Source organism: Variovorax durovernensis, assembly GCF_977011995.1.
This window is the reverse complement of sequence record NZ_CDRNCW010000002.1, coordinates 672,138-697,877: the sequence shown is the minus strand read 5'-3', so window position 1 is coordinate 697,877 and position 25,740 is coordinate 672,138. Positions and strand designations below refer to the sequence as shown.

Sequence of the window (25,740 nt, the reverse complement as noted above, 5' to 3'; positions counted from 1 at the left end):
CGAGTGACATCCCGATGAAATTCACCACCTACCTGCGCCAAGGCGCAACTCGCCTGGCCCTGGTCGAAGGCCAGGACCTGATCGACATGAACGACGCCGACTCGCAGGTGCCCGCCGATCTGCGCGCCGCGCTGCGCACCGGCGTCGACCTGCAGGCCGCGGCACGCCAGGCACTCGATTCCGGCAAGCGGCAGCCCATGGACTCCGCGAAGCTGGCGCCGCTGGTGCCCGAGCCCGGCAAGATCATCTGCCTGGGCCTGAACTACTACGACCACGCCAAGGAAGGCGGACGCGAGAAGCCCGACTATCCCTGGTTCTTCTTCCGCGCGCCGTCGTCGCTGGTGGCCCACGGCGAGGCAGGCTGGCTGCCCAAGGTATCGACCCGCTTCGACTACGAGGCCGAGCTGGCGGTGGTGATCGGCCGCACGGTGCCCCGGCATACGAAAGAGGCCGATGCGCTGCAGTACGTCTTCGGCTACAGCTGCTTCAACGACATGAGCGTGCGCGACTACCAGAAGCGCACGCCCCAGTGGACCATCGGCAAGAACTTCGACCGCACCGGCGGTTTCGGTCCGGTGCTGGTCAGTGCCGACGAACTGGCGCCGGGGGCCGCGGGCCTGCGCATCCGGAGCCGCCTCAATGGCCAGGTGATGCAGGACGCCAATACCGACGACATGATCTTCAGCGTTGCCGAGACCATCGCGCTGCTGGCGGAGGTGCTGACCCTGGAGCCGGGCGACGTGATCGTGATGGGCACGCCCGCGGGCGTGGGCCAGGCACGCAACCCGCCGGTGTGGATGAAGGCCGGGGACACCATCGAGATCGAGATCGATCGTGTCGGTCTTCTTTCCAACCCTATCGCGGACGAGGCGGCGTGAGCACGAGCGACATCTACGACGTTGCCATCGTCGGCTACGGGCCGGCGGGGCAGGTGGCGGCGGGGCTGTTGGGACAGCGTGGACTCAAGGTGTATGTGTGCGAGCGCCTGCCCGACGTCTACGAGATTCCGCGTGCCATCGCGCTGGACCACGAAATCATGCGTGTGTTCCAGCAACTGGGCGTGGTGGAGGCCATCGAGCCCTACACCGAGCCGTTCACCAACTCCGAGTATTTCGGCGTCGACGGCCAATTGATCCGTCGCATGACGATGGTGGCGCCGCCTTATCCGCAGGGGTACACGCCTTCCATCGTGTTCACGCAGCCGCCGGTGGAACGCGCGCTGCGTGCGCGGGTGGCGCAGTTGCCCAACGTAAAGGTGAACCTGGGCGTCGGGATGAGCGCGCTCGCGCAGGACGACGAGGGTGTCACGCTGCAGATCGACGCCGAGGGCCAGCGGCGCACGGTGCGGGCCCGCTATGCCATTGCCTGCGACGGCGGCAGCAGCGGCGTGCGCACGCAGCTGGACATCGAGATGCAGGACCTGGACTTCGACGAGCCTTGGCTGGTGGTCGATGTCCTCGTCAACGAGCAGGGACTGGCCAAGTTGCCGAAGGTGAGCGTGCAGTACTGCGAACCGCAGCGCCCCTGCACCCTGGTGGTCGGTCCGAAGAACCATCGCCGCTGGGAGATTTCGATCCTGCCGGGCGAAGACCCCAAGGAGGTTGCCACGCAGGAGCACACCTGGAAGCTGCTCTCGCGCTGGCTCGCGCCGGAGGATGGCGAGTTGTGGCGGCAGGCGAGCTACCGCTTCCATGCGCTGGTGGCCAAGGAATGGCGCCGCGGCCGCGTCTTCCTGGCCGGCGATGCGGCGCACATGCAGCCGCCCTTTCTCGGGCAGGGCATGTGCCAGGCCGTGCGCGACGTGGCCAACCTGAGCTGGAAGCTCGCCGCGGTACTGCAAGGCGAGGTGCCGGGTGCGGCGGGCGAGGCGCTGCTCGACAGCTATGGTGCCGAGCGCCAGGCCCATGTGCGCGAGCTCACCAGCCGCATCAAGGGGGTGGGGGCGGTCATTTGCGAGCGCGACCCGGCCAAGGCAAGGGCACGCGATGCACGCCTCCTGGAGGAGTGCGGCGGCAAGGTGCAGGACACGCCGCGACAGGACATCCTGCCGCGCCTGGAGTGCGGTCTTCTCTCGGCGGTGCCCGATGCGGCGCGCGGCAGTCTGTTTCCGCAGCCGTGGCTCGGGGGCGCGGCGGGGCAGGGCCGGCGCATGGACGAAGTGGCAGGCCATGGCTGGCGACTGGTGCTTGCGCCGGGCCACGAGTTGCCAAAGGCCGATCCGATGCCGGGCTTGGTCACGCTGGCACTTGGCGGGGACGACGACGTTGAAGGTGTCGCGACAGGCTGGTTCCGGCAGCATGAATGTGTCGCTGCGCTCGTGCGGCCTGACAACTACGTCTACGGCACGGCTCGCAGCGCCGCCGAGGCTCTCGCCTTGTGCGAGGAGGCCGGCGCAGCGCTCGGTTTGCAGGCCTGCGTCGCCTGAGCCCTCGGGGTTTGCCGACCTCAGGCTGCATGCGCCTCGCGGAACTCGAGCGGCGTGCAGCCCACCGTCCGCTTGAAGAACTTGAGGAAGTTGGTCGGCTCGGTGAAACCGAGCCGGTGTCCGATCTGCGCGGCAGTCGCGTCGCTGTGTACCAGCAGGCGCTTCGCTTCCAGGGCCACACGGGTGTCGATCTCCTGCTTCGCGGTGCGGCCGACAGCAGCAAGGCATGCGCGGGAGACGGTGCTCTCGGAGAAGCCTATGCGCCGGGCATAGTCCAGCACGCTCATGCGTCCGGCGTAGTTCGATTCGAGCTCCCGGGCGAACAGCGCGTGGATCTGCGCCTCGCGTGTCGCTCCCGGAGCCGGAAGCGTGCCCCGCAGTTCGCGCGCGAGCCGCAGCAGCAGGGTCAGGAGCTCGTGCCTGATGATGGCCGCCTCGAGGTCCGTTCCAACGAAGCGCTGGACGTCCGCGGAAAGCCGGCTGATGTCGGCCAGCGCCTCCATGAAGAGGCCCTGGCTCGGCATGGAGACGGCCGGCCAGTCGAGCAGGGCGAGAAGCCGCATGTCCGTTTCCGGGCGTCCGGCGGAAGGCGCCAGCGCCTCGTTCGAAATGAGGGCCAGCTGGCCATGGAGGCCTTTGCGCATGTGCCATTGCTGCACCTGGCCGGGCCTCACCAGCAGCACCGAGCCGGGATGGAGCGCGTGCTCCACGAAATCCACCATGTGCCTGGTGCTGCCTTCCTGTACGAGCAGCAGGTGATGGAAGTCCACGCGCTGCGGTGCAGACATTTGCCGGGGAGTCGTGCGCTGCCGGAGGTCTTCGAGCGTGAATGCATCCACGCCCACCTTCGCGAGCCTCGGGTTGTGGAAACGAACTTCTTCGAGCTGGGCCTGGGGGCGTTTCATGGATGCGAGTCTAGCGGCCACCACCGCCGACATTCCCAGTTTCAACCATCGAATGACGTGAACAGACCTTTTCCCGTGAGCCTCAGGAATCCAGAATTCCCTCATGAGATTGACGCAAGACACACCTGCAATCTGATTGGTTGAGCTTCACCCATGAAAGAAATGACCATGAAGTTACCACGCCCCTTCCGCTTCGCGGCCCTCGCATTGGCCACAGCAGGCCTGACTGCATGCGCCAGCGCCCCTTCCACCCACGCATCCAAGGAGAAAGCCACCATGACACAGAAAAAGCAGCAAGTCGTCGCCTTGCTCAAGGCCATCGAAACCGGTGAGGCCGGACCCGTTGCCGTCATCAATCCGGACAAGTACATCCAGCACAACCTCGGCGCGGCCGACGGCCTGGCCGGCTTCGGCGCATTGCTGCAGCAACTGCCCAAGGGTTCCGCGAAGGTCAACACCGTTCGCGTGTTCCAGGATGGCGACTACGTGTTCACCCACACCGACTACAACTTCTTCGGCCCGAAGATCGGCTTCGACGTCTTCCGCTTCGAAGCCGGCAAGATCGTCGAGCACTGGGACAACCTGCAGGAGACGGCGAAGTCGCCGAACCCGAGCGGCCACACGATGACCGACGGCCCGACGGAGGCTGTGGACCTGGACAAGACCGAGGCCAACAAGAAGCTGGTCGCCTCGTTCGTCGACGACATCCTGGTCAACGGCCGCATGGACAAGCTGGCCGGCTACTACGACGGCGACAACTACGCACAGCACAACCCGCAGATTGCCGATGGACTCTCGGGACTGGGCAAGGCTCTGGAGGCAATGGCCAAGGCCGGTCTCACCATGAAGTACGACCAGGTGCACAAGGTGCTTGGCGAGGGCAACTTCGTGCTCACCGCGAGCGAAGGTCAGTTCGGCGGCAAGCATGTTGCCTTCTACGACCTGTTCCGCGTTCAGAACGGCAAGATCGCCGAGCACTGGGACACGATCGAGGCCATTCCGACGCGCGCAGAGTGGAAGAACCCCAACGGCAAGTTCTGAGCGACCGAGCGAAGGAGAAGATTCATATGAAAGCGATATCCAGACTGTTGCTGGCCGCCGCATCGGCCGGTGTCCTTGCGATGCAGGCAAGCGGAGCCGCGGCGGCGGGTGCCCCGGCCAAAGTGATCGAGGTGGTCACCTTCAAACTGAAGCCAGGAGTGAGCGCGGCCGAATTCCGGACCGTGGACAAGGAAGTGGAGAAGCAGCACGTCTCCAGGCAACCGGGCTTCGTGTCGCGCGAGAGCGCGGCGGGCGAGGGCGGGGAATGGCTCGTGATCGTGCATTGGCGCTCGAAGAAAGACGCCGACGCGTCGATGGCAAGCTTCGAGAAGGCTCCTGCGGCTGCAAGCTTCATGTCGAAGATCGAGGCCCCGACCATGTCGATGAAGCGCTACGAGCATTGAAGGGCACGGGCTCGGTGCCGGATGACATTTCATGGTCTTTCGAAAGCGCCATGTGCCATAAAACGTCAAGCGGAATGCATCCTTCGCCCTGTACAAGGCGGTCCGCGAATGGTTTCGACTTATCGATCTGCGCGAGCGATCCGTGCGCATGATCGGCATGCATGTTGCAGTCCCGTGGTTGACTTCAACTACACCGCTCGGTAATGCATTCGGACAACGAAAACAAAATTACTCTGGATCGCCGCTTTTTTTGCGTCGGCGCGATCGGCCTTGTCACTCTGGGCACAACGGCGTGCGGAGGTGGAGGCGGAGGCGGAGGCGGTAGCTTCTTCGGCGGGAGCACCGCTGCGGGGACCGCGGCAACCGATGCAGCACCGCTTGCGGCAGTCGATCCTTCCAGCGAACCTGCCGTCGCGCCCGCGGCGGCTCCGGCTCCCCAGGCACGCGAGTTCGTCCACCCCGGCCTTCTTCACACCGAAAGCGACTTCGAGCGCATGCGCCAGAAGGTCAATGACAAGGCGCAACCTTGGCTCGACGGCTGGAACGCATTGACAAGCAACGGCCGCGCGCAACTGGGTGCGCAGCCGCGCCCGCTGGCCACCGTGATCCGCGGCGGCGACGACCAGAACTTCGCGCAGATGTACATCGACATCGCACGCGCTTACCAACTCGCACTGCGCTGGAAAGTGTCGCAAGACACGCGCTATGCCGATCTGGCCGTGGTCTTCCTGAACGCCTGGTCTTCCACCCTGACGTCCATCCAGGGCAATGCCGACCGCTTCCTCGCCGCGGGCATCTACGGCTACCAGTTCGCGAATGCGGCCGAGATCATGCGCTCCTACCCGGGTTGGGCGGCGAGTGACTTTGCGCGCTTCCAGAACATGATGCTGACCGTGTTCTATCCGCTCAATCACAGCTTTCTTACGGCGCACAACGGCGCGGAAATCACCAACTACTGGGCCAACTGGGACCAATGCACGATGGCATCGATGCTGGCTATCGGCGTGCTGTGCGACCGGCTGGACATCTACGACGAAGCCGTCGCCTACTACAAGACCGGCCAGGGCAACGGCGCCGGGCTGCAGGCGGTGTATCACGTGCATCCGGGCTACCTGGGCCAATGGCAGGAGAGCGGACGCGACCAGGGGCACAGCACGCTGGGCATCGGCCTTGCGGGCGCGTTCTGCGAAATGGCGTGGAACCAGGGCGACGACATCTACGGCTACGAAAACAACCGTTTCCTGGCCGGCGCCGAGTACGTGGCGAAGTCCAATCTGCTCGATGGCTCCGGCGCCTTCTACAAGGTGCCCTTCTTCACCAATGTCAACAAGCAGGGCACGCAGTCGGTTCTGTCGACGGGAAGCCAGGGGAGCCGCCGCCCCGTCTGGGAGAGCGTGCACAACCACTACGCCAACCGTCTGGGCGTCGCCACGCCTTACACCGAACTGCAGGTCGCGCAGATGTATCCCGAGTCGGATGGCGGCAACGGCGATCAACTGGGTTTCGGGACGCTGACCTTCACGCGCGACCCGCTGCCGTCACCAGTGCATCCGAGCGGCCTGACGGCACGGCTGCGCGGCGCACAGGTGGTGCTGTCGTGGTGGGGTTGCACCGGTGCGTCGAGCTACTCGGTGCGGCGCGCCGAGCAGGCAGGCGGCCCTTACAACACGATCGCCTCGGGTATCACAGACGTGCTCACCTTCGCCGATACCGCCGTCAGCGCCACGGGCGTGTACTACTACGTGATCGTTGCCGCCGTCGCCTCGGGCGACAGCGCTGCGTCCAACGAAGAGCGGGTGGCCATGCAGCCCGAACTGTTGCTGCAGTGGAAGCCCGACGGCGGCGCGCGCGCTCCCGTCAGTCTTCCAACCGGCCTGGCGAAGAACGCCGCCGACTTCACGGTGTCGATCCGCGTGCTGCTGGACAGCGCCGCTACATGGTCGCGCCTCTTCGACTTCGGCTCCGGTGAGCGCCGCTACATGATGCTCACGCCGCGCAGCAATGCCGGTGCAGTCCGCTATGCAATATCCACGGTGCATGGCTACAACGAACAGGTGATCGATGGCACCGCGGAGCTTGCCACCGGCCGCTGGGTGCATGTTGCCGTGACCTTGTCGGACACGATCGGCACGCTGTACGTGGACGGCGTCGTTGCCGGCACCAATGCCCAGATGACGCTCGCGCCCTTCCACATCGGGGAGACGACGCAGAACTGGCTCGGCCGTTCGCAGTTTTCCAATGATCCCGATCTGCAGGGGCGCGTGGACGATTTCCGCCTCTACGGCGGCGCACTCGGCGCGACGGAGATCGCCGCGCTGGCGCAGGGTTGAGCCGACACCGGCTTCAAACCCGGTGCAGCAGAGAGTCGGGCGCGTCCATGTCCTGCACGGCTGCATGGAAAACCTGCAGCAGCCACTGTATTCCGGGGTCGCGTGTGCGGTAGCGATGCCACTGCATCATCTGGTGCATCTCGCTCAGGGGAAGCGGACTTTCGCGCAAGACGATCGGAAGGTGGCGCACCGCCAGTTGAGCCAGCCGGTTGTGCACAGTCGCAATCCGGTCTGTCCCCAGCACCAGAGCCAGGGTGGAAGCAAAACTGAAGCTGGTAACTTCCACCCGTCGCGTAAAACCAAGACGGTTCGCCATCCACGCCTCCACGGACGAGGCATTGGCCCCGGCGGGCACCATGACGATATGGCCGGCGTCCATGTAACGCTCAAGCGTCAACTCTCCCTGCGCAAGCGGGCTGTCGCGCCATAGCGCGCACAGGTGCCGCTCCTGGAGCAACTCGTCGGATGGGTGGTCCGGCGTGCAGAACTCTTTTGGCAGCACCAGCAGATCGACCTCTGCACGGTCGAGTGCGCGGGTCGGGCTCTGCACCTGCGGCAGCAAGGCAAAGCGGATGCCTGGCCCCTGTGCGTAGGCACGCGCCAGCACATGGGGCATCAGCGTAGCCAGCGTGAAGTCCGAGACCGAAATGCGGAACTCGCGCTGCGAGGTGGCTGGAGCGAACTCCGGCTTGGCTGCAATGGAGCCTTCGATGCGGCGCAGCACATCGTGCACCGCGTCCTTGAGCACCTCGGCGCGCGGGGTGGGTTCCATGCGCCGCCCGACCTGGACCAGCAGTTCGTCGTCGAAGTATTCACGCAGCCGCCCCAGCGCATTGCTCATGGCCGATTGGCTCAGGTGCGTTTTTTCCGCCGCCCGGCTGATGTTGAGTTCCGTCAGCAACGCATCCAGCGCGACGAGCAGGTTGAGGTCAAGCTTGTTGAAACGCATTGCCGTCTTCCATCAGTTTTTTCCTTCCAGGTCATCTCCGGCCTGGTGACCCGTGTCACACCTGCGACCTCCGGCCCATGTATTCGCACGATCCATAGCAGGAATCAAAACAATCCATTTGATCAATAGATCGTCGAATCTTAATCTGCCGCCTGTTCCCGGTACACGGCCGCATTGATAGGGCCACAGGGGATGCGGTGGGTGGAACACGTGACGTTGTTCCAGCCATGAAGAGCCAATGGGCATCAGACAGATGACCAGGCAAAACAGAAGACTAGGAGACAAAAGTGAGCAAGAGATTTACGCTGGCTGCAGCGGGTTGCATGACGTTCGCCGTCCTGGGTCCGCAAAGCGCTTGTGCGTTCGAAGGCGGGGTTTCGCCTTTCCCCGTGGGGTCGACCGGCGAGTTCATCGCGGCGCTGCCGCCCATTCCCGGGTTGTTTGCGGTGGAGCAGTTCAACTACAGCTCGTCCAATGGCCTGTACGACCGCAACGGCAAGAAGCTGCCGATTGCATTCAAGTCGTCTGTGTACTCGGCCACCACGCGCCTGCTGGCCGCGTACCCCACCACTTTGCTGGGTGCCAATGTGTACTCGCAGCTTGTCCTTCCGGCCGTATCGCTGCACACGGACGTTCAGGGGCACGGCGAGACCCATCGGGGCCTGTCCAACATCACGGTGACGCCAGTCATGCTGCGATGGGGCTTGTCACAGTACTCGAACATCACCGCGGGCCTGGATATTTCCCTGCCTACGGGCTCCTACAACCCCAACAGGACCAGCGTGGCGCTGGGCTACACCTCGTGGCAGCCTGTCCTCGCATATCGCTACAACGATCCCGCCGGCCTTGACGTGGGGGTTTCCAACCGCTTCATGTTCAACCAGAAGAACGGCGATACGGACTACCGGTCCGGCAGTGCCTATGCCGCCGATTTCACCGCGGGATGGAACTTCGGCAAGTGGAAGGTGGGCTTGGTGGGGGGATACCTGAATCAATTCCGCGATGACAGGCAGAACGGCGCGGTGGTCGTGGGCAACCGGACGCGAAGTTTCACCGTCGGGCCGTCCATTGCCTACAACGCCGGCCCCTTCAGCATCAACGTCAATTACCAGCAAGGCACCTACGCAGTCAACACGGCCAAGAGCAATGCACTCTGGGTCAACGTCGCCATCCCCTTGTGGGTGAAGCAAGGGCTCTGAAGAATCAACTACCGTAAAAGGAGGAACTTGTATGTTCCGTTACTTCCCGACGAACTACGTCTGGAATCTCTCCGTCGACCTGGCCATCGAGATGGGGGCGCGCATCGGCGAAATCGAAACCATGTGCGCGCCCTTGCAGGAAGCCGCCAGGCAACCCGATGCGGCAGGCACGCAAGCCTTCCGCGCCACCTGGTCGAACATGGCGGACAAGCTGTGTACCTTGGCCGAAGAGGACGAGGCGCTTGGCCGCAAGCTCTCCGCCGGAGAGAAGTACAAGCGCGCAGCCAGCTATCTGCTGACCTGCGAGCGCCTGCAGGCGCATGGCGCGCCAGGCCGGATCGAGCTGTACCGGCGCGTTCTGGAAGTTTTCGCGCGCGGCATCGCATTGGCCAGGGACAACTGCGAGCGCGTGGAGATTCCGTACGAGGGCAAGGTCATCTCCGGCCTGATGGTGCGTGCCAAGGGCGTGCAAGGGCGCGCGCCCATCCTCGTTCAGCTCAACGGGCTGGATTCGACGAAAGAGATGAAGTACCTCGTCGGCCTGCCTGACTGGCTGGCAGAGCGCGGTGTATCGTCGTTGGTGATCGACCAGCCGGGCACCGGCGAGGCCCTGCGCCTGCACGGCATGACGGCGCGCTACGACGCCGAACACTGGGCCAGCCGCGTGGTGGATTGGCTGGAAACGCGCGAGGACGTGGACCCTGGGCGCATCGGCTGCGAGGGCGTTTCGCTCGGGGGCTACTACTGCCCGCGCGCCGTGGCCATGGAGCCGCGCTTTGCCTGCGGCGTGGCCTGGGGGGCCAACCACGACTGGCGCGATGTGCAGAAGCGCCGGCTGGAAAAGGAAGGCGACTTCCCCGTCCCGCACTACTGGCAGCACGTGTGCTGGGTCTGGGGCGCGAAGGACGTCGACGACTTCATGCGCATTGCCGAAGACGTGCATCTGGACGGCGTGGTCGAGAAGATCCGCGTGCCCTTCCTCGTCACGCACGGCGAGAAGGATTCGCAGATTCCGCTCAAGTGGGCGCACCGCACCTACGAGCAGCTCATCCACAGTCCAAAGCGCGAGCTGAAGATTTTTACCGACCGCGAAGGCGGCGCGCAGCACGCCAGCTTCGACAACTCCATCAACCCCGGCCACTACATCGCCGACTGGGTGGCCGAGACGCTCGGTGGCCACACCGCATGAAAAGAGCCTCCTCCATGAACATCATCGGACCCGATGCGCTGGTCTTCGGCGTGGACGATCTGCCGGGCTGCAGCCAGTACCTGATCGACTATGGCCTGAAGGACGTAGGCAACGGACGCTTCGAAGCGCTGGACGGCACGGCCGTCGTGCTGCGCGCGAAAGACGACCCCGTGCTGCCCGCGCCGATGGGCACTGCCAGCCTGTTGCGCGAAACGGTCTACGGTGTCGCCGACGCGCACACGCTCGACGCGATCGAAACCGAACTGCGGCGCGACCGCGAAGTGACGCGCCAGGACGGCGTGCTGCGCAGCACCGACGACATGGGCTTCGCGCTGGCCTTTCAGGTCACGGTGCGCAGGCCGCTGGATCTAGCACCCGAGCGCATCAACGCGCCGGGGGGCGCGGCGCAGCGCGGCGTGAATGAACTGGGCCTGCCGCCCGACATGCCGGCGCTGCCTCGCTCGCTGTCGCACGTCGTGTACTTCGTGCCCGACGCGGCCAAGGCCGAGGCGTTCTACCAGCGCCTGGGCTTCGTCTGCACGGATCGCTTCAGCGGCGTCGGACCGTTCCTGCGTCCGGCCGGGACACAGGACCACCACACGCTGTTCATGATCCAGACGCCGCCATTCATGAAGGGCTGCGAGCACTTCACCTTCCACATGGGCGGCCCGACGGAGGTTCTGCTGGCCGGCTCGCGCTTCGTGGAAAAGGGCTACCAGAGCTTCTGGGGGCCCGGGCGCCACCGCTTCGGCAGCAACTGGTTCTGGTACTTCAATTCGCCGTTGGGCTGCCACGTGGAGTACGACGCCGACATGGACGTGCATGACGACGCCTGGGGCGCGCGCGAAGCGCCCATGAGCGCCGATGCCTCGCAACTCTTCCTGTTCCAGTACCGCGAGAAGTGGGCCCCCAGCGGGCCGCCTCCGCCGGGCGCACCGCGTTGAGCGAGGTGGCGCGCCATGCGGCTGTGCCATCTGTTCGACGTGCCTGACGGCGGTGCGCGTGGTTTCGACCCTCACGCGGCAGGCCATGTCACCGTCTTCGTGGTGCGGCGCGGCGCGCAGGTCCGGGCATGGCAGGACGCTTGTCCGCATCACGGCACTCCGCTGCCCTGGCGCAAGGACGCCTATCTCGACCCTTCGGGCGAACACGTGGTCTGCGCGGCGCATGGCGCGCTGTTCGACCCGCTCACCGGCATCTGCACGCTCGGGCCCTGCCTGGGCGATGCGCTGACGCCCGTGCCACTGCACATTCATTCCGACGGCGGCCTTCATCTGGCCACCCAAAACAATTCAAAGGAGACACTCACATGACACTCGCGGCTCGGCGCATCCTCATCATCGGCGGCGGCTTTTCGGGCATGTCGGCCGCCATAGACCTGCGCCGGCGCGGCGCAGAGGTCGACCTGGTGGAACTCGACCCCAGCTGGCGCAACTATGGCGCAGGCATCAGCCTGGGCGGAGCCACCCTGCGCGCCTTGCGCCAGTTGGGCGTCCTGGAAGCCTTCCTGCGCGAGGGCAGCGCGACCGATGGCGTACGCCTGTGCCTGCCGCACGGCGTGCAGGTGAGCGAGATTCCGACGCCGCGCATCGCCGGTCCCGACGTGCCCGGGGGCGGCGCCATCTTGCGGCCCGTGCTGGCGCGCATCCTTGCCGACGCCACCCGCGCATCCGGCGCCAATGTGTACCTGGGGTGCACCTTCAGCACGCTCCAGCAGGACAGCGAGGGCGTGGATGTCCATTTCACCGATGGCCGGCGCGGCCGCTACGACCTGGTCATCGGCGCGGATGGCCTGTACTCCAATGTGCGCGCCGCGCTCTTTCCGGACGCCCCCGCGCCGCGTTACAGCGGGCAGGCCGTGTGGCGCGCGGTGCTGCCGCGCCCACCAGAGATCGAGACGGCGGTCATGTGGCTGGGGCCGCGCATCAAGCCCGGCGTGAACCCGGTTTCGAAGACCGAGATGTACCTGTTCGTGACCGAGCCGCGCCCCCTCAACGAACGCGTGGATCCGGCCACCTTCGTCGAGCACCTGCGTGCTCTGCTGGCCGATTTCCCTGCCGCCGAGCTGCAGGCCATTCGCGCGCAGCTCGACGAGCGGTCTCAGATCATCTTCCGCCCGCTGGAGGGCCTGTTGCTGCCGCGCCCCTGGTCGCAGGGGCGCGTCGTGCTGATCGGCGACACGGTGCACGCCACCACGCCGCACCTTGCCTCCGGCGCGTGCATCGGCATCGAGGATGCGCTGGTGCTGGCGGAAGAACTGGAGCGCGAAGACAACAACGTGGCCGCTGCGCTGGCCGCCTTCGAGGCACGCCGCTGGGAGCGCTGCCGCATGGTGGTCGAGAACTCGGCGCGCCTGGGCGACATCGAGATCGAAGGCGGCGACAAGGAGGAGCACGCCCGCATCATGCGCGAGTCGCTCACCGCGCTGGCCCGGCCCATTTGAAGCCAAGGCAAACGGCAGGAGACAAAAAATGATCACGACAAACTCCAAGCGCGGACGCATCGCGCTGATGGTGGCGCACTGCGCCGGCATGATCGACCTGGTGGCTCTGCCCGTCTGGGTCGGCACGCTGGTCGCGCAATACCACCTGGACTCGCAGCAGGCGGGTCTGCTGGCCTCGTTGTTTCTGGGCGGCGCGGTGCTGGCCAGCGCTGGGTTGGCCCCGCGCTTCAACCCGGACACGGCCAGGCTGGAGGCCGCGCTGGGCTTCGCCGTTGCCGCCGTGCTCTTTGGCGTGGCGTGCTTCACCACCGACTTCGGCATGCTGGCCATGCTGCATGCATTCTGCGGCGTGGCGACAGGTGCGGCCCTGAGCGCCACGCACGGCACCATCGCGCGCACCGCCAACCCGCACCGGATGTTCGCCATCGTCGGCATGGCGCTGGGAGTGTTTGCCATCGTGTTCCTCGGGGGCACGCCGCAGCTCGTGGCCAAGCTGGGCGGCGCAGCGTTGTTCCAGGTCTTCGCAGGAGTGATGGCGCTGGGCGCCGTCGCATGTGCGCTGGCCTTTCCGCAGCCCGACGCGGATGAAGCACATCAGCCGAACGCGCCCAGGCAGCCCATCCCGCGGGCAGTCTGGTGTGGCATCGTGGGCATCGCCTGCATGGGCCTGGTGCAATCGATGACCTTCAGCTTCCTGGAACGCGCGGGCAGAGACCGGGGCTTCGGCGCGGAGGCCGTCACCGGCGTGCTGATCGCGCTGGGCGTCGTCAACCTGGCGCCGGCACCGCTGGCCGCACTGCTGCAAAAGCGCTTTCCCGCCAAGAGCGTGCTGCTGGTCGGCCCGGTGATTCAAGCCTTGCTGGTGGTGGTGATCATGTCCTCGCCGCAGTTCGCGCCTTATGCCGCGGCAGCCTCGGTGTTCGCCGCCGTGATGATCTTCACGCACACCTTCGCCTTCGGCCTGCTGGCCCGGCTGGATCGCAGCGGTCGCGCCATGGCGGCCACCCCCGCCATGCTGATGACCGGCGCCGCCATTGGCCCGCTGCTGGGCGGCACGCTGGTCAAGACCTGGGGCTACGCCAGCCTGGGGCCGGTGGCGTTGGCCATCGGCGCCATCGCGGTGCTGTGCTTCTCGCGCATTCCCGGCCAGGTCGCCATCCAGCGAAAGGAGACCCTCGCATGAACAAACCCAAGTATCGTTTCGTCGACCTGTCGATCTATCTGGAAAACGACGTGCTTTCCGATCCGCCGCCGCTGGCGCCCAGGATCACCTACCAGAAGCACGCCGACACCTTGCCGGAGTTCATGGCCATGCTGCCGGGCACGCAGCCGCAGGACTACCCGGACGGCGAAGCCGCTGCCGCCGAGTGGGTCACGCTGACCACGCACAACGGCACCCATCTGGACGCTCCCTGGCATTTCCATTCCACGCAGGACGCCAAGAACGGCGGCGCGCGGCCTTCGATCACCATCGATCAGGTGCCGCTGGAGTGGTGCTTCCAGCGTGGCGTGAAGCTGGACTTTCGCCACTTTGCGGACGGCTACGTGGCCACGGCCGCTGACGTGCAGGCCGAGCTTGCGCGCATCGGGCATACGCTGGAGCCGCTGGACATCGTGGTCGTCAATACCCGCGCGGGCGAACGCTACGGCCATGCCGACTACCTGGGCGCAGGCTGTGGAATGGGCTACGAAGCCACCATGTACCTTCTGGAGCGCGGAGTGCGTCTGACCGGCACCGACGCATGGAGCTGGGACGCGCCGTTTTCGTACACCGCGCAGAGGGTGGCCGAAACCGGCAACAAGGCACTGATCTGGGAAGGCCACAAGGCAGGCCGAGACATCGGCTACTGCCATCTGGAGAAGCTGCACAACCTCGAAGCTCTGCCGGCCCACGGCTTCACCATCAGTTGCTTCCCGCACAAGATCCGCGGCGCCAGCGCAGGCTGGACAAGGGCCGTGGCGATCTTCGACGACAACGCTTGAACCGATTCGATATCTCGCAAGGATTCCATGTCTTTCCCTTCCATCCGCCGCGTCGTGACCGGCCATGACGCGCAAGGCCGCGCCATCGTGAGCAGCGACGGCCCGCTGCCCAGCGTCATTGAGGTCACTGCCATTCCCGGCACGGTATTCCACGAGGTCTGGAGCACCGACGGCAGCCCCGCGCCCGTGGACAACGGTGCCGACCCCTCACTGGGCGCGCTGATGCTGCCTCCGCCCCCACAAGGCACGCGCATCCGCTTCGTGGACATTCCACCCGACACCGCCGAATTCCTGGCACACGGTGCCGCGAAGATGCACGACGCATTCAGCCAGATTGGCGACGCGGAGGCATCCACCGTGCGAGCCGACTCGCCCCACCCGCTGATGCACCGCACGGAGTCCGTGGATTACGGCATCGTGATCGAAGGCGAACTGACGCTGGTGCTCGACCGGGGCGAGGTGCTCCTCAAGCCCGGCAGCGTGGTGGTGCAACGCGGCACCAACCACGCCTGGGCGAACCGTTCGGGCAAGCCCTGCCGCATGTTGTTCGTGCTGATCGACGGCGTCTACGAGCCGTCGATCGCCTCCGCGCTTGCCGAGCGTTGAACCTGTCCCGGAGACCTGAAGAATGAAATTCGCCACCCTCAATGACGGAACGCTGGACGGCGCTCTCGTGATCGTTTCGCGCGATACCCGGTACGCATTGCCCGTTCCTCACATCTCGCGCAGCCTGGCTGACGCCTTGCGCCGCTGGGACTCCGTATGCGAGCCGTTGGAAAAGCTGTACCGCGCGCTGAATGCAGGTGACGCCGAGGGCGCAACGCTCTTCGATCCCCATGCCTGCACGGCCCCGCTGCCGCGCAGCCCCCAATGGCTGGATGGTTCGGCCTTCTTGAACCACGGGCGGTTGATGGAGCAAGCCTTCAACACCCCACCGATTCCTCAGTTCGACACCGTGCCGGTGATGTACCAGGGCGCGAGCGACGATTTCCTGGGCCCGTATCAGGACGTGCCGCTGCCTAGCGAGGCCGACGGCATCGACTTCGAGGGTGAGTTCGGCGTCGTGCTGGGGCCTGTGCCGATGGCTGCCACGCCCGAGCAGGGGCTGGAAGCCGTGCGCCTCGTGGTGCAAATCAATGATTGGAGCCTGCGGGCACTAGGGCCTCACGAGATGCAAACCGGCTTTGGCTTCCTGCAGGCCAAACCCTCTACCTCGTTCGCGCCCATTGCCGTCACGCCGAACGAGCTGGGTGATGCCTGGCGCGATGGGCGCGTGCAGATGCGGCTGCACGCGCAGTGGAACGGGGAACGCTTTGGCGAGCCGCATGGCGGCGAGATGGGCTTCTCTTTCGGCCAGCTCATTGCACATGCCGCGCGCACACGATGCTTGACGGCAGGCACCATCATCGGCTCGGGCACCGTCTCGAACAGGGCAAGGGCGGTCGGCTCTGCCTGCATCGCCGAGCGTCGCGTGATCGAAAAGATCGATGCGGGAGAAATCCGCACGGGCTTCATGCGATTCGGTGACTGGGTGCGCTTGCATGCCAGATACGACGATGGGCGGGATGGACCGTTCGGCGTCATCCAACAGCGCGTGGTGCAGGCGCCATTGCCCAAGGTGACCCCTTGAAGGTGCTGGTCACGGGGGCCGGCGGTTTCATCGGCTCGATATTGCTGAAGGTGCTGGAGCAATCAGGCCATGTGGGAGCACGGCGCATCGGAGCGGTTGCCGCGCTGGATCGTCAATTGGGAGCCACTTCAGCGAGTATCCGGCGCATGGAAGGCGATCTGCACGACCCTGAGGTTCGCAAGCAGATAGGAGCGTTTGCGCCGGATGTCTGTTTCCACCTGGCGGCCGTGCCCGGCGGCGCGGCCGAGGCCGATCCTGCGCTGAGCCGACGCGTGAACCTCGATGCGACGCTCGATCTGTTCGAGACACTGGCCGCGTCGCGCGCAGCGACCGGCCTCGAGCCGACAGTGGTGGTCTATGCCAGCACCATTGCGGTCTATGGCAGCCCGCTGCCGGACCCTGTCACGCCTCTGACGCCGACACGCCCGCCCATGGTCTACGGCGCGCACAAGCTGGCCTGCGAAATCATCCTGGCGGACTTCACCCGGCGCGGGCTGCTCGACGGCCGTTCGCTGCGCCTGCCCGGCATCGTCGCGCGACCAAGAGCGCCGTCCGGCCTGGTGTCGGCCTTCATGAGCAACCTGATGCATGCGCTCGCGGCCGGCGAGCCCTTCACTTGCCCGGTCGGACCGGAAGCCACCGCTTGGTGGATGTCGGCACGCCGCTGCGCACAGAACCTGGTGCATGCGGCGGTAATGGACCCGGCGGGCGACGCGGCGCGCGCGTGGCCGCTGCCCGTGCTGCACCTTTCGATCAGCGAGGTCATTCGCACCTTGTCGGCCGTGTACGCCGTGGATGGCGGGCAGTTAGTGACGCATGCACCGCAGCCTTCGGTCGAGGCCGTCTTCGGTCGCTACCCCGTGCTGGACGACCGCGCATCGCGGTCGCTCGGACTGCGCGACGACGGCACGGCCGAAGACCTCTTGCGGCGCGCCCTCGAAGCCGACTTCATCGATACCGAAAGCGGCCTCGACTGGCGCTGAATCGTTTTTTCAACTCCTGGCGGGCAAGGCCCGAACACCTTACATGAACCCAACGACTCTCTCGCGCCGCATGCTCTTGCGTGGTACGGCTGCACTGTCCCTGGCTCCGCTGGCGCCCCTCGCATCGACCGCCTGGGCACGGGCCGAGAACTATCCGACACGCCCGATCACCTGGGTCGTGCCCTATCCCGCAGGCGGCTTCGGCGATGGGCTGTCGCGCATGCTGGCCCAGAAGCTGTCGGCCAGCCTCAAGCAGCCGGTCGTGATCGACAACCGCCCTGGTGCGGGCGGTCAGATCGGTGCCAACTTCGTCAAGCAGCAACCGGCCGACGGCTACACGCTGTTCTACGGCGACCTGGGGCCGTTCTCGATGAATGCGGGGCTCTATCCCAAGCTCAGCTACGACACGCTGAAAGACTTCACGCCGCTGACGCGCCTGCTGGTGTCGCCGACGCTGTTGATCGTTCCGGCCAGCAGCCGCGTGCGGACCTGGCAGGACTTCGTGCAGTCCGTGCGGACCGACAAGGGCATCAACTACGGCTCCTATGGCATGGGCAGCCAGCCTCACATCTGGATGGAGATGCTCCATCGCGAGATCAAGGGCCAGATGACGCACGTGGCGTACAAAGGTGGCGCAACGGCAGTGCAGGACCTGATGGCCGGACACATCGACGCGATGCTCGATGTGACGCCGAGCAGCATCCCGCTGGTGCGCGAGAACAAGGTGCGCGCGCTGGCGGTGGTGGGCAGCGACCGGCGACTGCCGCAACTGCCGCAGGTTCCGACCATCGCCGAACTGGGTTATCCGTCGCTCAACGTGCCGGGCTGGAACGGCGTAGTCGTCAAGAGCGGTACGCCAGAACCTGTTGCAAACCTGCTGCATGAAGAACTGGTGATGGCGCTCCGGTCGCCGGACGTGGTGCAGCGCTACACCGACCTGGGCCTCATCATCGATCCGAGTTCGCGCACCGAATTCGCCTCGCTGATCCAGGCCGAGACGACGCACTGGGGCAAGGTGATCCAGGAAGTAGGAGTGCGACTTGACTAGTTCGATGCTCCCGACGCTCTTCGACCTGCGCGGCCAAGTGGCGCTGGTCACCGGCGCGGCCGGCGGGCTGGGCGAGGCGATTGCGCTGGCCTATGCATCGCACGGCGCGGATCTCGTGCTCAGCGACCGCGATGAAGCGGCCGTCGACGCGGTGGCGGTTCGTTGCCGCGCCGCGGGCGGCAGGGCACAGGCACTGGTCGCGGACCTGGCCGATTCGGCCGAAGCCAAGGCCCTGGCCGAACGCGCCCTCGACGCCTGCGGGCGCATCGACGTGCTTGTCTGCAACGCGGGCATCCAGGGCCCCGCCGGTCCATCGGCGTCAGTCTCGCAAGACGATTGGGCGCGGGTGTTCCAGGTCAACCTGGGCAGTGCCCATGCCCTGTGCGCGGCGCTCTTGCCCGACATGGCCGCCAGAGGCTCGGGCCGCGTGATTCTCATGGCAAGCATCGCCGCGCTGCGTGGAAATCGCGCGATCGGGCTTTATGGCATGAGCAAGGCCGCACTCGCCCAGTTGGCGCGCAACCTGGCTGTCGAATGGGGACCGCGAGGCATCTGCGCCAACGCGATCGCACCGGGGCTGATCCGCACGCCGTTCGCCAGCGGCCTGATCGAAGACGAAGCCTTCATGGCTCGCCGCCTGGCCATGACGCCATTGCGCCGCGTCGGCGAGCCGCGCGAGGTAGCCGGTGTGGCCGTGATGCTGGCAGCAGCAGCCGGCGGCTTCATCAGCGGCCAGACGCTGGTCGTCGACGGGGGCACCCGGGTTTCGGACAGCTGAGCCAAGACCAGAAGATATACACATCCCTCGCCAACCAGGAGTCGACACTATGAGCACTCGCAGAACCCTCCTTGCCGGCGCCATCGCCGGCCTCGCTCCACTGGCCACGCTACGCTCGACCTGGGCAGCCGACAACGCCTTTCCACAGCGGCCGATCAAGCTGGTCGTGCCCAACCCACCGGGCGGTCCGTCCGACATCGTGGCGCGCTTCCTGGCCGAGTCGATGCGCGCGCAACTCGGGCAGCCGCTGATCATCGACAACCGACCCGGTGCCTCGGGTCTCATCGGCACGGCCGCGGTCGCGAACTCGCCAGCCGACGGGTACACGGTGCTCGTCACGTCGCGCTCCAACCATGTGATCGCACCGCTGGTGCAGCAAGGCGCACAGGTGAATCCGCCACGCGACCTGATGCCCGTGGGCCTGGCGCTGCGTGCGGTCGGCATCCTGGCCACGCCGGCCCGTTCGCCCTGGCGCAACCTGCGAGAGTTCGTCGCGCAAGCCAAAGCCCGGCCGGGCGGGCTCTTCTATGGCAGTGCTGGCATCGGTGCCGCCAATCACATCGCCATCGAGCAGTTCAAGTCACTCGCCAGCATCGACCTGGTTCATGTGCCATACAAGGGCTCGGCACCGTTGATCACCGGCCTGATGGGCGGCGAGGTGCAACTGGCGTTGCTCGATTTTTCGTCAGCGCAATCCGGTTTGAAGGGCGGCAACATCGTGCCGCTGGCACAGACCGCCTCGCATCGCCTGCCGTCGATGGCGGATGTACCGACGCTGACCGAGTTGGGTTATCCGCGCTTCGACCCGTCGTTCTGGATCGGGCTGGCGGTGCCGCGCGGCACAACGGCAACTGTCGTCGAACGCCTGGGCAAGGCGTTGGATGTCGCGCTCGCCGACACGCAGATGAAGGCCCGCGCACAGGTCAATGGCTGGGAGCTGGTCGGCGGCGGGCCGCAACCGCTGGAAGCCACCATCCAGCAGGACATGGCAGAGTTTCCGACGCTGGTGCGGCGACTCGATCTCAAAGGATGACGCGGCAGTAGAAGCGGCCACGGCACTGCGGGCGTGGCCAAGAGGTCATGCTATCCAGCGGTCCAGGGCCAGTCGTTGCGTGCCTGGGGGTAGGCGGCACCGGACATGAAGAGATCGAGGCAGAGAGGAGAAGCCAATCGGGAAGCATTGGAAAACTCGCTCGCATGCTCCCACAGCATGCCCTTGCCAAGGGCATGCAGACTATCTCCAACGGCCGTCGGGCACAGTCCGGCGAGCAACTGGCCACGCTCACGAGCGATCGTCATGACCTGGCCAAGGTGTCGCGCTGCACTGGCCATGACCTCTTCCAATTGCTTCAAGGCAGAGGGACTCAGCTCCGACCGAACATCATGGGCCAGTACAAGCTTCACTTTCCGCCAATGAATCGGCGCGTTCACGCATTGTTCCATCTGTCGCCACAGCTGCCGGCACAGCAGCTGAAGCGGCAAAGGGTGCGCTCGATAGATATCCATGTCGGCACCGACGTCGAGCGGCCATACGAGTCCCGCGCTTGCCTCTGAAACAAGCGCCACCTTGTCCGCGAAGTGCCAGTACACCGCGCCGCGCGTGACACCCGCGCGCTCGGCAACATGCTCCAGCGTGGTTGTCCGCACGCCGCTTTCGGCGAAGGCTGCAAGCGCCGCCTCCACGATCCGCATGCGGGTGAGTCGTGCCTCGGTTTTCGTGTGCCGGACCATGCGATGCGTTCGTGGAAACGTCCAGGCGCGGTTTCGGCCGCATCAAGTCAAGAGGCATTGCCCGAAGGCTTCGCGGCCAGGGGCGTGTCCGTGGTCTCGACCCATCCACCGCCCAGCGTCTTGTAGAACGTCACCAGGTTGGTGAAGCGCGACAGCCGCGTGCCGATCAGGTCCTGCTGGGCGGTGTAGAGCGAGCGCTGCGAGTCGAGCACGCTCAGGTAGCTGTCCACGCCGCGGCTGAAGCGCGCCTGCGACAGGCGGTAGCTGTCCGCCGTCGCGTTCACCAGCGACTGCTGTGCATCGAGCTGGCGCCCGAGCGTGTTGCGTTGCGCCAGCGCGTCCGACACTTCGCGGAATGCCGTCTGGATTGCCTTCTCGTATTGCGCCACAGAGATGTCGCGGCTCACCGTGGCGATCTTGAGATTGGCGCGGTTGGTGCCGCCGTCGAAGATCGGCAGCGTGATCTGCGGCGCGAAGCTCCAGCTGCCCGAGCCGCCCTTGAACAGGCCCGACAGCTCGCTGCTCGACGTGCCCGCCGACGCCGTGAGGCTGATGCGCGGATAGAAGGCTGCGCGCGCCGCGCCGATGTAGGCATTGGCCGCCTTGAGGTCGCGCTCGGCCTGCAGGATGTCGGGGCGGCGCTGCAGCAGGTCCGAGGGCAGGCCCGGCGGAATGGAAGCCAGCGGGCTGGCCTCGGCCGTCGCCCCGTCGGGGAGCGCGCGCGGCAGGAGTTCGTCGGGCACTTCCGCGCCGACGAGCAGCACCAGCGCATTGCGGTCCTGCGCGACCTGCGAGGTGTAGCGCTCGACATCCACGCGCGCGCTGTCCACGCTGGTCTGTGCCTGGCTCAGCGTGAGGGCCGAAGCCGCGCCCAGTTCGAAGCTGCGCTGGTTGAGCCGGTAGGAGTCGCTCTGGCTGCGCAGCGTGTCGCGCGCGAGTGCCAGCCGGTCCTGGTCGGCGGCGAGGGTGAGATAGGCGGTCGCCACCTCGGCCACGAGGCTGATCTGCGTGCTGCGGCGCGCCTCGGCCGTGGAGAGGAACTGCTGCAGCGCCTGTGCACTCAGGCTTCGCACGCGGCCGAAGAGGTCGATCTCGTAGGAGCTGAATCCGAGCGACGCGCTGTACTGGCGCGCAGTGAGCGCCTCGCCGGTGGACGACAGGTCGGCCGGGGTGCGGCTGCCGCTGCCGCCGGCGCTGGCGTTGACGGTGGGGAAGAGCGCGGCGTCCTGCACGCGGTACTGGGCGCGCGCCTTCTCGATGTTCAGCACCGCCACGCGCAGGTCGCGGTTGTTGGCAAGACTCATCTCGATCACGCGCTGCAGCGAGGGATCGGTGAAGACGTCGCGCCAGCCGAGATCGGACACTGGCGTGGATGCCGGGTCGGCGGCACCAGTGTCGCCGGCGAACTTGCCGGCCACGGGGGCTGCGGGCTGCTGGTAGGCGGGCATCAGGCTGCAGCCGGCCATCAGGGCTGCGAGCGCGAGCGGCGCAAGACGGAATAGTTTCATGGCGGATGCCTCAGGATGCGGCCGCAGCCGGTTGTGCGTGCGTGGCGGGAGTAGCAAGAGTGGCAGGAGCCGCGGGCGCGGCAGAGCCGCCCTTGAAGAGACCGCGCACCAGCACGAAGAAAAGTGGCACGAAGAAGATCGCGAGCAGCGTGCCGGACAGCATGCCGCCGATCACCGCCGTGCCCAGCGCGTGCTGCGCGCCGGCCCCGGCGCCGCTGCCCAGCACCAGCGGCAGCACGCCGAGAATGAAGGCCAGCGAGGTCATCAGGATGGGCCGCAGCCGCAAGCGTGCAGCCTCCAGCGCCGACTCCACCAGTCCCTTGCCCTGCGCGTGCAGGTCTTTCGCGAACTCGACGATCAGGATGGCGTTCTTCGATGCGAGCCCGATCGTGGTGAGCAGGCCCACCTGGAAGTACACGTCGTTCATCTTCCAGGTCAGGATCGCTCCGACCAGTGCGCCCAGCACACCGAGCGGCACCACCAGGATCACCGAGAACGGGATGGACCAGCTCTCGTAGAGCGCGGCAAGGCAGAGGAACACGATCAGGATCGACAGCCCGTACAGCAGGCCGGTCTGGCCGCTCGATGCCTTCTCCTGGCGCGACAGGCCGGTCCATTCGTAGCCGATGCCCGGCGGCAACTGCGCGACCGCCGCTTCCACGATGGCGAGCGCTTCGCCGCTCGATGCGGCCCCCGGCATCGCCATGCCCAGGATCTCGACCGAGGGAACCCCGTTGTAGCGCTCCAGGCGCGGCGAACCAGAGCTCCAGCCGGCCTTGGCGAAGGAGGTGAAGGGCACCATCGTTCCTGCGCTGTTGCGCACGTACCAGCGGTCGATGTCCTCAGGGAGCATGCGGTAGCGGGCGTCGGCTTGCAGCATCACCTTCTTCACGCGTCCCTTGTCGATGAAGTCGTTGACGTAGCTGCTGCCCCAGGCGGCCGAGAAGGTGTCGTTGATGTCCGACATCGAAAGACCCTGGGCCTGCGCCTTGTGCGGATCGATCTCCAGCCTGAATTCAGGCGTGTCCTCCAGGCCGTTGGGGCGCACGGCCACCAGGCGCTTGTCCTTGGACAGCGTGCCGAGCAGCTGGTTGCGCGCCTGCATCAGGGCCGCGTGCCCGAGGTTGGCGCGGTCCTGCAGCATCAGGTCGAAGCCGGTCGCGTTGCCGAGCTCGGCCACGGCCGGCGGTGCGAAGGCAAACACCTTCGCGTCGCGGATGGTGTTGAAGAAGGCGCCGGCCTTTGCCGCCACGCCGGTCACGCTCAGGGCCTCGCCCTTGCGCTCGTCCCAGGGCTTGAGCTTGATGAAGGCGAAGCCGGTGTTCTGCCCGCTGCCCGCGAAGCTGAAGCCGGCCACCGTGAAGATGCCCGAGACGGCATCTTTCTGGTCGACCAGGAAGTGATGCTCCACCTGGCGGATCACTTCTTCCGTGCGCGCGTTCGTCGCGCCCGGCGGCAGTTGCACCAGCGCGAACATCGTGCCCTGGTCCTCGTCGGGCAGGAAGCCCACCGGCAGCTTCATGAAGCCGACCACCACCACCGCCAGCAGCACCGCGTACACGGCCATGTAGCGCCAGCCCTTGCCCACCATGTGCCGCACGATGCCCTGGTAGCGCCCGTTGCCACGGTCGAAGCTGCGGTTGAACCAGCCGAAGAAGCCGGTGGTCGCCATCGCGTGGCCCTTGTGCACCGGCTTGAGCAGCGTCGCGCACAGGGCCGGCGTGAGCACCATCGCCACCAGCACCGACAGCGTCATCGCCGAGACGATGGTGATCGAGAACTGCCGGTAGATCACGCCCGTGGAGCCGCCGAAGAAAGCCATCGGCACGAACACAGCCGCCAGCACCAGGGCCACGCCCACCAGCGCGCCGGTGATCTGGCCCATCGACTTGCGCGTGGCCTCCTTGGGCGACAGGCCCTCTTCAGTCATCACGCGCTCCACGTTCTCGACCACCACGATCGCGTCGTCCACCAGCAGGCCGATGGCCAGCACCATCGCGAACATCGTCAACGTGTTGATGGTGAAGCCGAAGGCCGCGAGCACGCCGAAGGTGCCCAGCAGCACCACCGGAACCGCGATGGTCGGGATCAGCGTGGCGCGGAAGTTCTGCAGGAACAGGTACATCACCAGGAACACCAGCACCACGGCCTCGACCAGGGTCTTGATGACCTCCTCGATGGAGATCCGCACGAAGGGCGTGGTGTCGTAGGGCTTCTGCACCTTCATGCCCTGCGGAAAGAACTTCTCGAGCTCCGCCACTCGCGCGTCGATGGCCTTGACCGTATCGAGCGCATTGGCGCCCGCGGCCAGCTTGATGGCCAGGCCGGCGGCCGGCTTGCCGTTGTAGCGGCCGACCGTGTTGTACGACTCGCTGCCGAGCTCGATGCGGGCGACGTCGCGCAGGCGCACCTGGGCGCCGTTGGTCTGCGTGCGCAGCAGGATGTCCTCGAACTCCTGCGCGGTCTTCAGGCGCGTCTGCGAGGTGATGGTCGCGTTGATCTGCTGGTTGGCGGCCGCCGGCATGCCGCCGAGCTGGCCGGCCGACACCTGCGCGTTCTGTGCCTGGATCGCGGTCTTCACGTCCAGCGGAGTGAGGCTGAAGTTGGCGAGCTTGTTCGGGTCGAGCCAGATGCGCATCGCGTACTGCGAGCCGAAGAGCGTGGTGTCGCCCACGCCCTCCACGCGGCTGAGTGCCTCCTGCACGTTCGCGGCCACGTAGTCCGACAGGTCGGAGCCGTTCATGCTGCCGTCTTCGGAAGTGAAGGCCAGCACGTTCAGGAAGTTGGTGGCCGACTTGGTGACGGCGACACCCTGCTGCTGCACCTCCTGCGGCAGCAGCGGCGTGGCCAGGGAGAGCTTGTTCTGCACCTGCACCTGCGCGGTGTCGGGGTCGGTGCCGTTCTCGAAGGTGAGGGTGATGGTGACCGAGCCGGACGACTCGCTGGTCGATGCCATGTAGCTGAGCCGGTCCAGCCCCTTCATCTTCTGTTCGATGACCTGGGTGACGGTGTCCTCCAGCGTCTTGGCGGAAGCGCCGGGGTAGTTGGCGGTGATGGCAACGGCGGGCGGCGCGATGCTCGGGTACTGCGCGATAGGCAGCGTGGCGATTGCCATTGCGCCGCCCAGCATCACGATGATGGCGAGAACCCACGCGAAGATGGGGCGGTCGATGAAAAAGCGTGCCATGACGGTC

At 66.1% G+C, this 25,740-nt stretch carries 23 protein-coding genes; 18 read left to right on the top strand and 5 right to left on the bottom strand.

Features of this window, described 5'->3' with window-relative positions; translation table 11 throughout:
* The first annotated feature begins 14 nt into the window (after positions 1–14).
* Positions 15–878 carry a fumarylacetoacetate hydrolase family protein gene (locus tag ACWV14_RS35285; RefSeq protein ID WP_454908477.1) on the top strand — a complete coding sequence of 288 codons (864 nt, stop codon included), beginning with the start codon at positions 15–17 and terminating at the stop codon, positions 876–878.
* Positions 875–2,425: a bifunctional 3-(3-hydroxy-phenyl)propionate/3-hydroxycinnamic acid hydroxylase gene (locus ACWV14_RS35280; RefSeq protein WP_454908476.1), complete on the top strand. Its 1,551-nt coding sequence runs from the start codon at positions 875–877 to the stop codon at positions 2,423–2,425. The genes ACWV14_RS35285 and ACWV14_RS35280 overlap by 4 nt, the downstream gene beginning before the upstream one ends.
* Before the next feature lie 20 nt (positions 2,426–2,445).
* Here the strand turns inward: ACWV14_RS35280 and ACWV14_RS35275 are convergent, their stop codons facing one another.
* Positions 2,446–3,330 carry a helix-turn-helix domain-containing protein gene (locus ACWV14_RS35275; protein WP_454908475.1) on the bottom strand — a complete coding sequence of 295 codons (885 nt, stop codon included), beginning with the start codon at positions 3,328–3,330 and terminating at the stop codon, positions 2,446–2,448.
* 276 nt (positions 3,331–3,606) lie between these two features.
* Here ACWV14_RS35275 and ACWV14_RS35270 point away from each other — a divergent pair, with 276 nt between their 5' ends.
* The 3 genes from ACWV14_RS35270 (at position 3,607) to ACWV14_RS35260 (ending at position 7,105) form a co-directional block, all read left to right on the top strand.
* Positions 3,607–4,371 carry a nuclear transport factor 2 family protein gene (locus ACWV14_RS35270; protein WP_454908474.1) on the top strand — a complete coding sequence of 255 codons (765 nt, stop codon included), beginning with the start codon at positions 3,607–3,609 and terminating at the stop codon, positions 4,369–4,371.
* Entirely contained in the window at positions 4,344–4,775 is a 432-nt protein-coding gene (locus tag ACWV14_RS35265; protein ID WP_454908473.1) for an antibiotic biosynthesis monooxygenase family protein, read from the top strand. The genes ACWV14_RS35270 and ACWV14_RS35265 overlap by 28 nt, the downstream gene beginning before the upstream one ends.
* 203 nt (positions 4,776–4,978) lie before the next feature.
* Positions 4,979–7,105: a LamG-like jellyroll fold domain-containing protein gene (locus tag ACWV14_RS35260; protein WP_454908472.1), complete on the top strand. Its 2,127-nt coding sequence runs from the start codon at positions 4,979–4,981 to the stop codon at positions 7,103–7,105.
* 13 nt (positions 7,106–7,118) lie between these two features.
* Here ACWV14_RS35260 and ACWV14_RS35255 read toward each other — a convergent pair whose 3' ends face one another.
* Complete coding sequence (locus ACWV14_RS35255) at positions 7,119–8,054, bottom strand: LysR family transcriptional regulator (protein WP_454908471.1); 936 nt, start codon at positions 8,052–8,054, stop codon at positions 7,119–7,121.
* Positions 8,055–8,377: 323 nt separating this feature from the next.
* Between ACWV14_RS35255 and ACWV14_RS35250 the strand changes: the two genes are divergently transcribed.
* The 13 genes from ACWV14_RS35250 to ACWV14_RS35190 are packed head-to-tail and all read left to right on the top strand — an operon-like array spanning position 8,378 to position 20,340.
* Positions 8,378–9,253 carry a SphA family protein gene (locus ACWV14_RS35250; protein ID WP_455240235.1) on the top strand — a complete coding sequence of 292 codons (876 nt, stop codon included), beginning with the start codon at positions 8,378–8,380 and terminating at the stop codon, positions 9,251–9,253.
* 31 nt (positions 9,254–9,284) lie between these two features.
* A complete protein-coding gene (locus ACWV14_RS35245; protein WP_454908469.1) occupies positions 9,285–10,442 on the top strand; it encodes an alpha/beta hydrolase family protein in 1,158 nt (385 codons plus the stop codon).
* Positions 10,443–10,456: 14 nt separating this feature from the next.
* A complete protein-coding gene (locus ACWV14_RS35240; protein WP_454908468.1) occupies positions 10,457–11,386 on the top strand; it encodes a VOC family protein in 930 nt (309 codons plus the stop codon).
* Positions 11,387–11,401: 15 nt separating this feature from the next.
* On the top strand, positions 11,402–11,755 hold the full coding sequence (locus tag ACWV14_RS35235; protein ID WP_454908467.1) for a Rieske (2Fe-2S) protein: 354 nt from the start codon (positions 11,402–11,404) through the stop codon (positions 11,753–11,755).
* Entirely contained in the window at positions 11,752–12,885 is a 1,134-nt protein-coding gene (locus ACWV14_RS35230) for an FAD-dependent oxidoreductase (protein ID WP_454908466.1), read from the top strand. Before ACWV14_RS35235 ends, ACWV14_RS35230 begins: the two co-directional genes overlap by 4 nt.
* Positions 12,886–12,913: 28 nt before the next feature.
* Positions 12,914–14,068 (top strand): MFS transporter, encoded by a 1,155-nt coding sequence (locus tag ACWV14_RS35225; protein ID WP_454908465.1) that lies wholly within the window; start codon positions 12,914–12,916, stop codon positions 14,066–14,068.
* Entirely contained in the window at positions 14,065–14,868 is an 804-nt protein-coding gene (locus ACWV14_RS35220; protein ID WP_454908464.1) for a cyclase family protein, read from the top strand. Before ACWV14_RS35225 ends, ACWV14_RS35220 begins: the two co-directional genes overlap by 4 nt.
* Positions 14,869–14,895: 27 nt before the next feature.
* Positions 14,896–15,474 carry a cupin domain-containing protein gene (locus ACWV14_RS35215; RefSeq protein ID WP_454908463.1) on the top strand — a complete coding sequence of 193 codons (579 nt, stop codon included), beginning with the start codon at positions 14,896–14,898 and terminating at the stop codon, positions 15,472–15,474.
* Positions 15,475–15,496: 22 nt separating this feature from the next.
* Positions 15,497–16,498 carry a fumarylacetoacetate hydrolase family protein gene (locus ACWV14_RS35210; RefSeq protein ID WP_454908462.1) on the top strand — a complete coding sequence of 334 codons (1,002 nt, stop codon included), beginning with the start codon at positions 15,497–15,499 and terminating at the stop codon, positions 16,496–16,498.
* Positions 16,499–16,500: 2 nt separating this feature from the next.
* Complete coding sequence (locus ACWV14_RS35205; protein ID WP_454908825.1) at positions 16,501–17,481, top strand: NAD-dependent epimerase/dehydratase family protein; 981 nt, start codon at positions 16,501–16,503, stop codon at positions 17,479–17,481.
* Between the two features lie 43 nt (positions 17,482–17,524).
* Entirely contained in the window at positions 17,525–18,529 is a 1,005-nt protein-coding gene (locus ACWV14_RS35200) for a Bug family tripartite tricarboxylate transporter substrate binding protein (protein WP_454908461.1), read from the top strand.
* A complete protein-coding gene (locus ACWV14_RS35195) occupies positions 18,522–19,307 on the top strand; it encodes an SDR family NAD(P)-dependent oxidoreductase (protein WP_454908460.1) in 786 nt (261 codons plus the stop codon). The genes ACWV14_RS35200 and ACWV14_RS35195 overlap by 8 nt, the downstream gene beginning before the upstream one ends.
* Before the next feature lie 49 nt (positions 19,308–19,356).
* The gene (locus ACWV14_RS35190; protein WP_454908459.1) at positions 19,357–20,340 is read left to right on the top strand and encodes a Bug family tripartite tricarboxylate transporter substrate binding protein; all 984 of its coding nucleotides are present in this window, start codon (positions 19,357–19,359) and stop codon (positions 20,338–20,340) included.
* Positions 20,341–20,390: 50 nt separating this feature from the next.
* Here the strand turns inward: ACWV14_RS35190 and ACWV14_RS35185 are convergent, their stop codons facing one another.
* From ACWV14_RS35185 to ACWV14_RS35175, 3 genes are read right to left on the bottom strand one after another with little or no spacing between them, the layout of a single operon-like run.
* A complete protein-coding gene (locus ACWV14_RS35185) occupies positions 20,391–21,038 on the bottom strand; it encodes a TetR family transcriptional regulator (protein WP_454908458.1) in 648 nt (215 codons plus the stop codon).
* Between the two features lie 47 nt (positions 21,039–21,085).
* Positions 21,086–22,546, bottom strand: coding sequence for an AdeC/AdeK/OprM family multidrug efflux complex outer membrane factor (gene adeC / locus ACWV14_RS35180; protein WP_454908457.1), 1,461 nt, complete (start codon positions 22,544–22,546; stop codon positions 21,086–21,088).
* Positions 22,547–22,556: 10 nt separating this feature from the next.
* Positions 22,557–25,733, bottom strand: a complete 3,177-nt coding sequence (locus tag ACWV14_RS35175; RefSeq protein WP_454908456.1) for an efflux RND transporter permease subunit — start codon at positions 25,731–25,733, stop codon at positions 22,557–22,559.
* Between the last annotated feature and the right edge of the window lie 7 nt (positions 25,734–25,740).

Coding starts and splice junctions, on each gene's coding strand:
- ACWV14_RS35285 (WP_454908477.1), top strand. CDS start 15: ATGAAATTCACCACCTACCTGCGCCAAGGCGCAACTCGCCTGGCCCTG.
- ACWV14_RS35275 (WP_454908475.1), bottom strand. CDS start 3,330: ATGAAACGCCCCCAGGCCCAGCTCGAAGAAGTTCGTTTCCACAACCCG.
- ACWV14_RS35270 (WP_454908474.1), top strand. CDS start 3,607: ATGACACAGAAAAAGCAGCAAGTCGTCGCCTTGCTCAAGGCCATCGAA.
- ACWV14_RS35260 (WP_454908472.1), top strand. CDS start 4,979: ATGCATTCGGACAACGAAAACAAAATTACTCTGGATCGCCGCTTTTTT.
- ACWV14_RS35255 (WP_454908471.1), bottom strand. CDS start 8,054: ATGCGTTTCAACAAGCTTGACCTCAACCTGCTCGTCGCGCTGGATGCG.
- ACWV14_RS35250 (WP_455240235.1), top strand. CDS start 8,378: ATGACGTTCGCCGTCCTGGGTCCGCAAAGCGCTTGTGCGTTCGAAGGC.
- ACWV14_RS35245 (WP_454908469.1), top strand. CDS start 9,285: ATGTTCCGTTACTTCCCGACGAACTACGTCTGGAATCTCTCCGTCGAC.
- ACWV14_RS35240 (WP_454908468.1), top strand. CDS start 10,457: ATGAACATCATCGGACCCGATGCGCTGGTCTTCGGCGTGGACGATCTG.
- ACWV14_RS35235 (WP_454908467.1), top strand. CDS start 11,402: ATGCGGCTGTGCCATCTGTTCGACGTGCCTGACGGCGGTGCGCGTGGT.
- ACWV14_RS35230 (WP_454908466.1), top strand. CDS start 11,752: ATGACACTCGCGGCTCGGCGCATCCTCATCATCGGCGGCGGCTTTTCG.
- ACWV14_RS35225 (WP_454908465.1), top strand. CDS start 12,914: ATGATCACGACAAACTCCAAGCGCGGACGCATCGCGCTGATGGTGGCG.
- ACWV14_RS35220 (WP_454908464.1), top strand. CDS start 14,065: ATGAACAAACCCAAGTATCGTTTCGTCGACCTGTCGATCTATCTGGAA.
- ACWV14_RS35215 (WP_454908463.1), top strand. CDS start 14,896: ATGTCTTTCCCTTCCATCCGCCGCGTCGTGACCGGCCATGACGCGCAA.
- ACWV14_RS35210 (WP_454908462.1), top strand. CDS start 15,497: ATGAAATTCGCCACCCTCAATGACGGAACGCTGGACGGCGCTCTCGTG.
- ACWV14_RS35200 (WP_454908461.1), top strand. CDS start 17,525: ATGAACCCAACGACTCTCTCGCGCCGCATGCTCTTGCGTGGTACGGCT.
- ACWV14_RS35190 (WP_454908459.1), top strand. CDS start 19,357: ATGAGCACTCGCAGAACCCTCCTTGCCGGCGCCATCGCCGGCCTCGCT.
- ACWV14_RS35185 (WP_454908458.1), bottom strand. CDS start 21,038: ATGGTCCGGCACACGAAAACCGAGGCACGACTCACCCGCATGCGGATC.
- adeC (WP_454908457.1), bottom strand. CDS start 22,546: ATGAAACTATTCCGTCTTGCGCCGCTCGCGCTCGCAGCCCTGATGGCC.
- ACWV14_RS35175 (WP_454908456.1), bottom strand. CDS start 25,733: ATGGCACGCTTTTTCATCGACCGCCCCATCTTCGCGTGGGTTCTCGCC.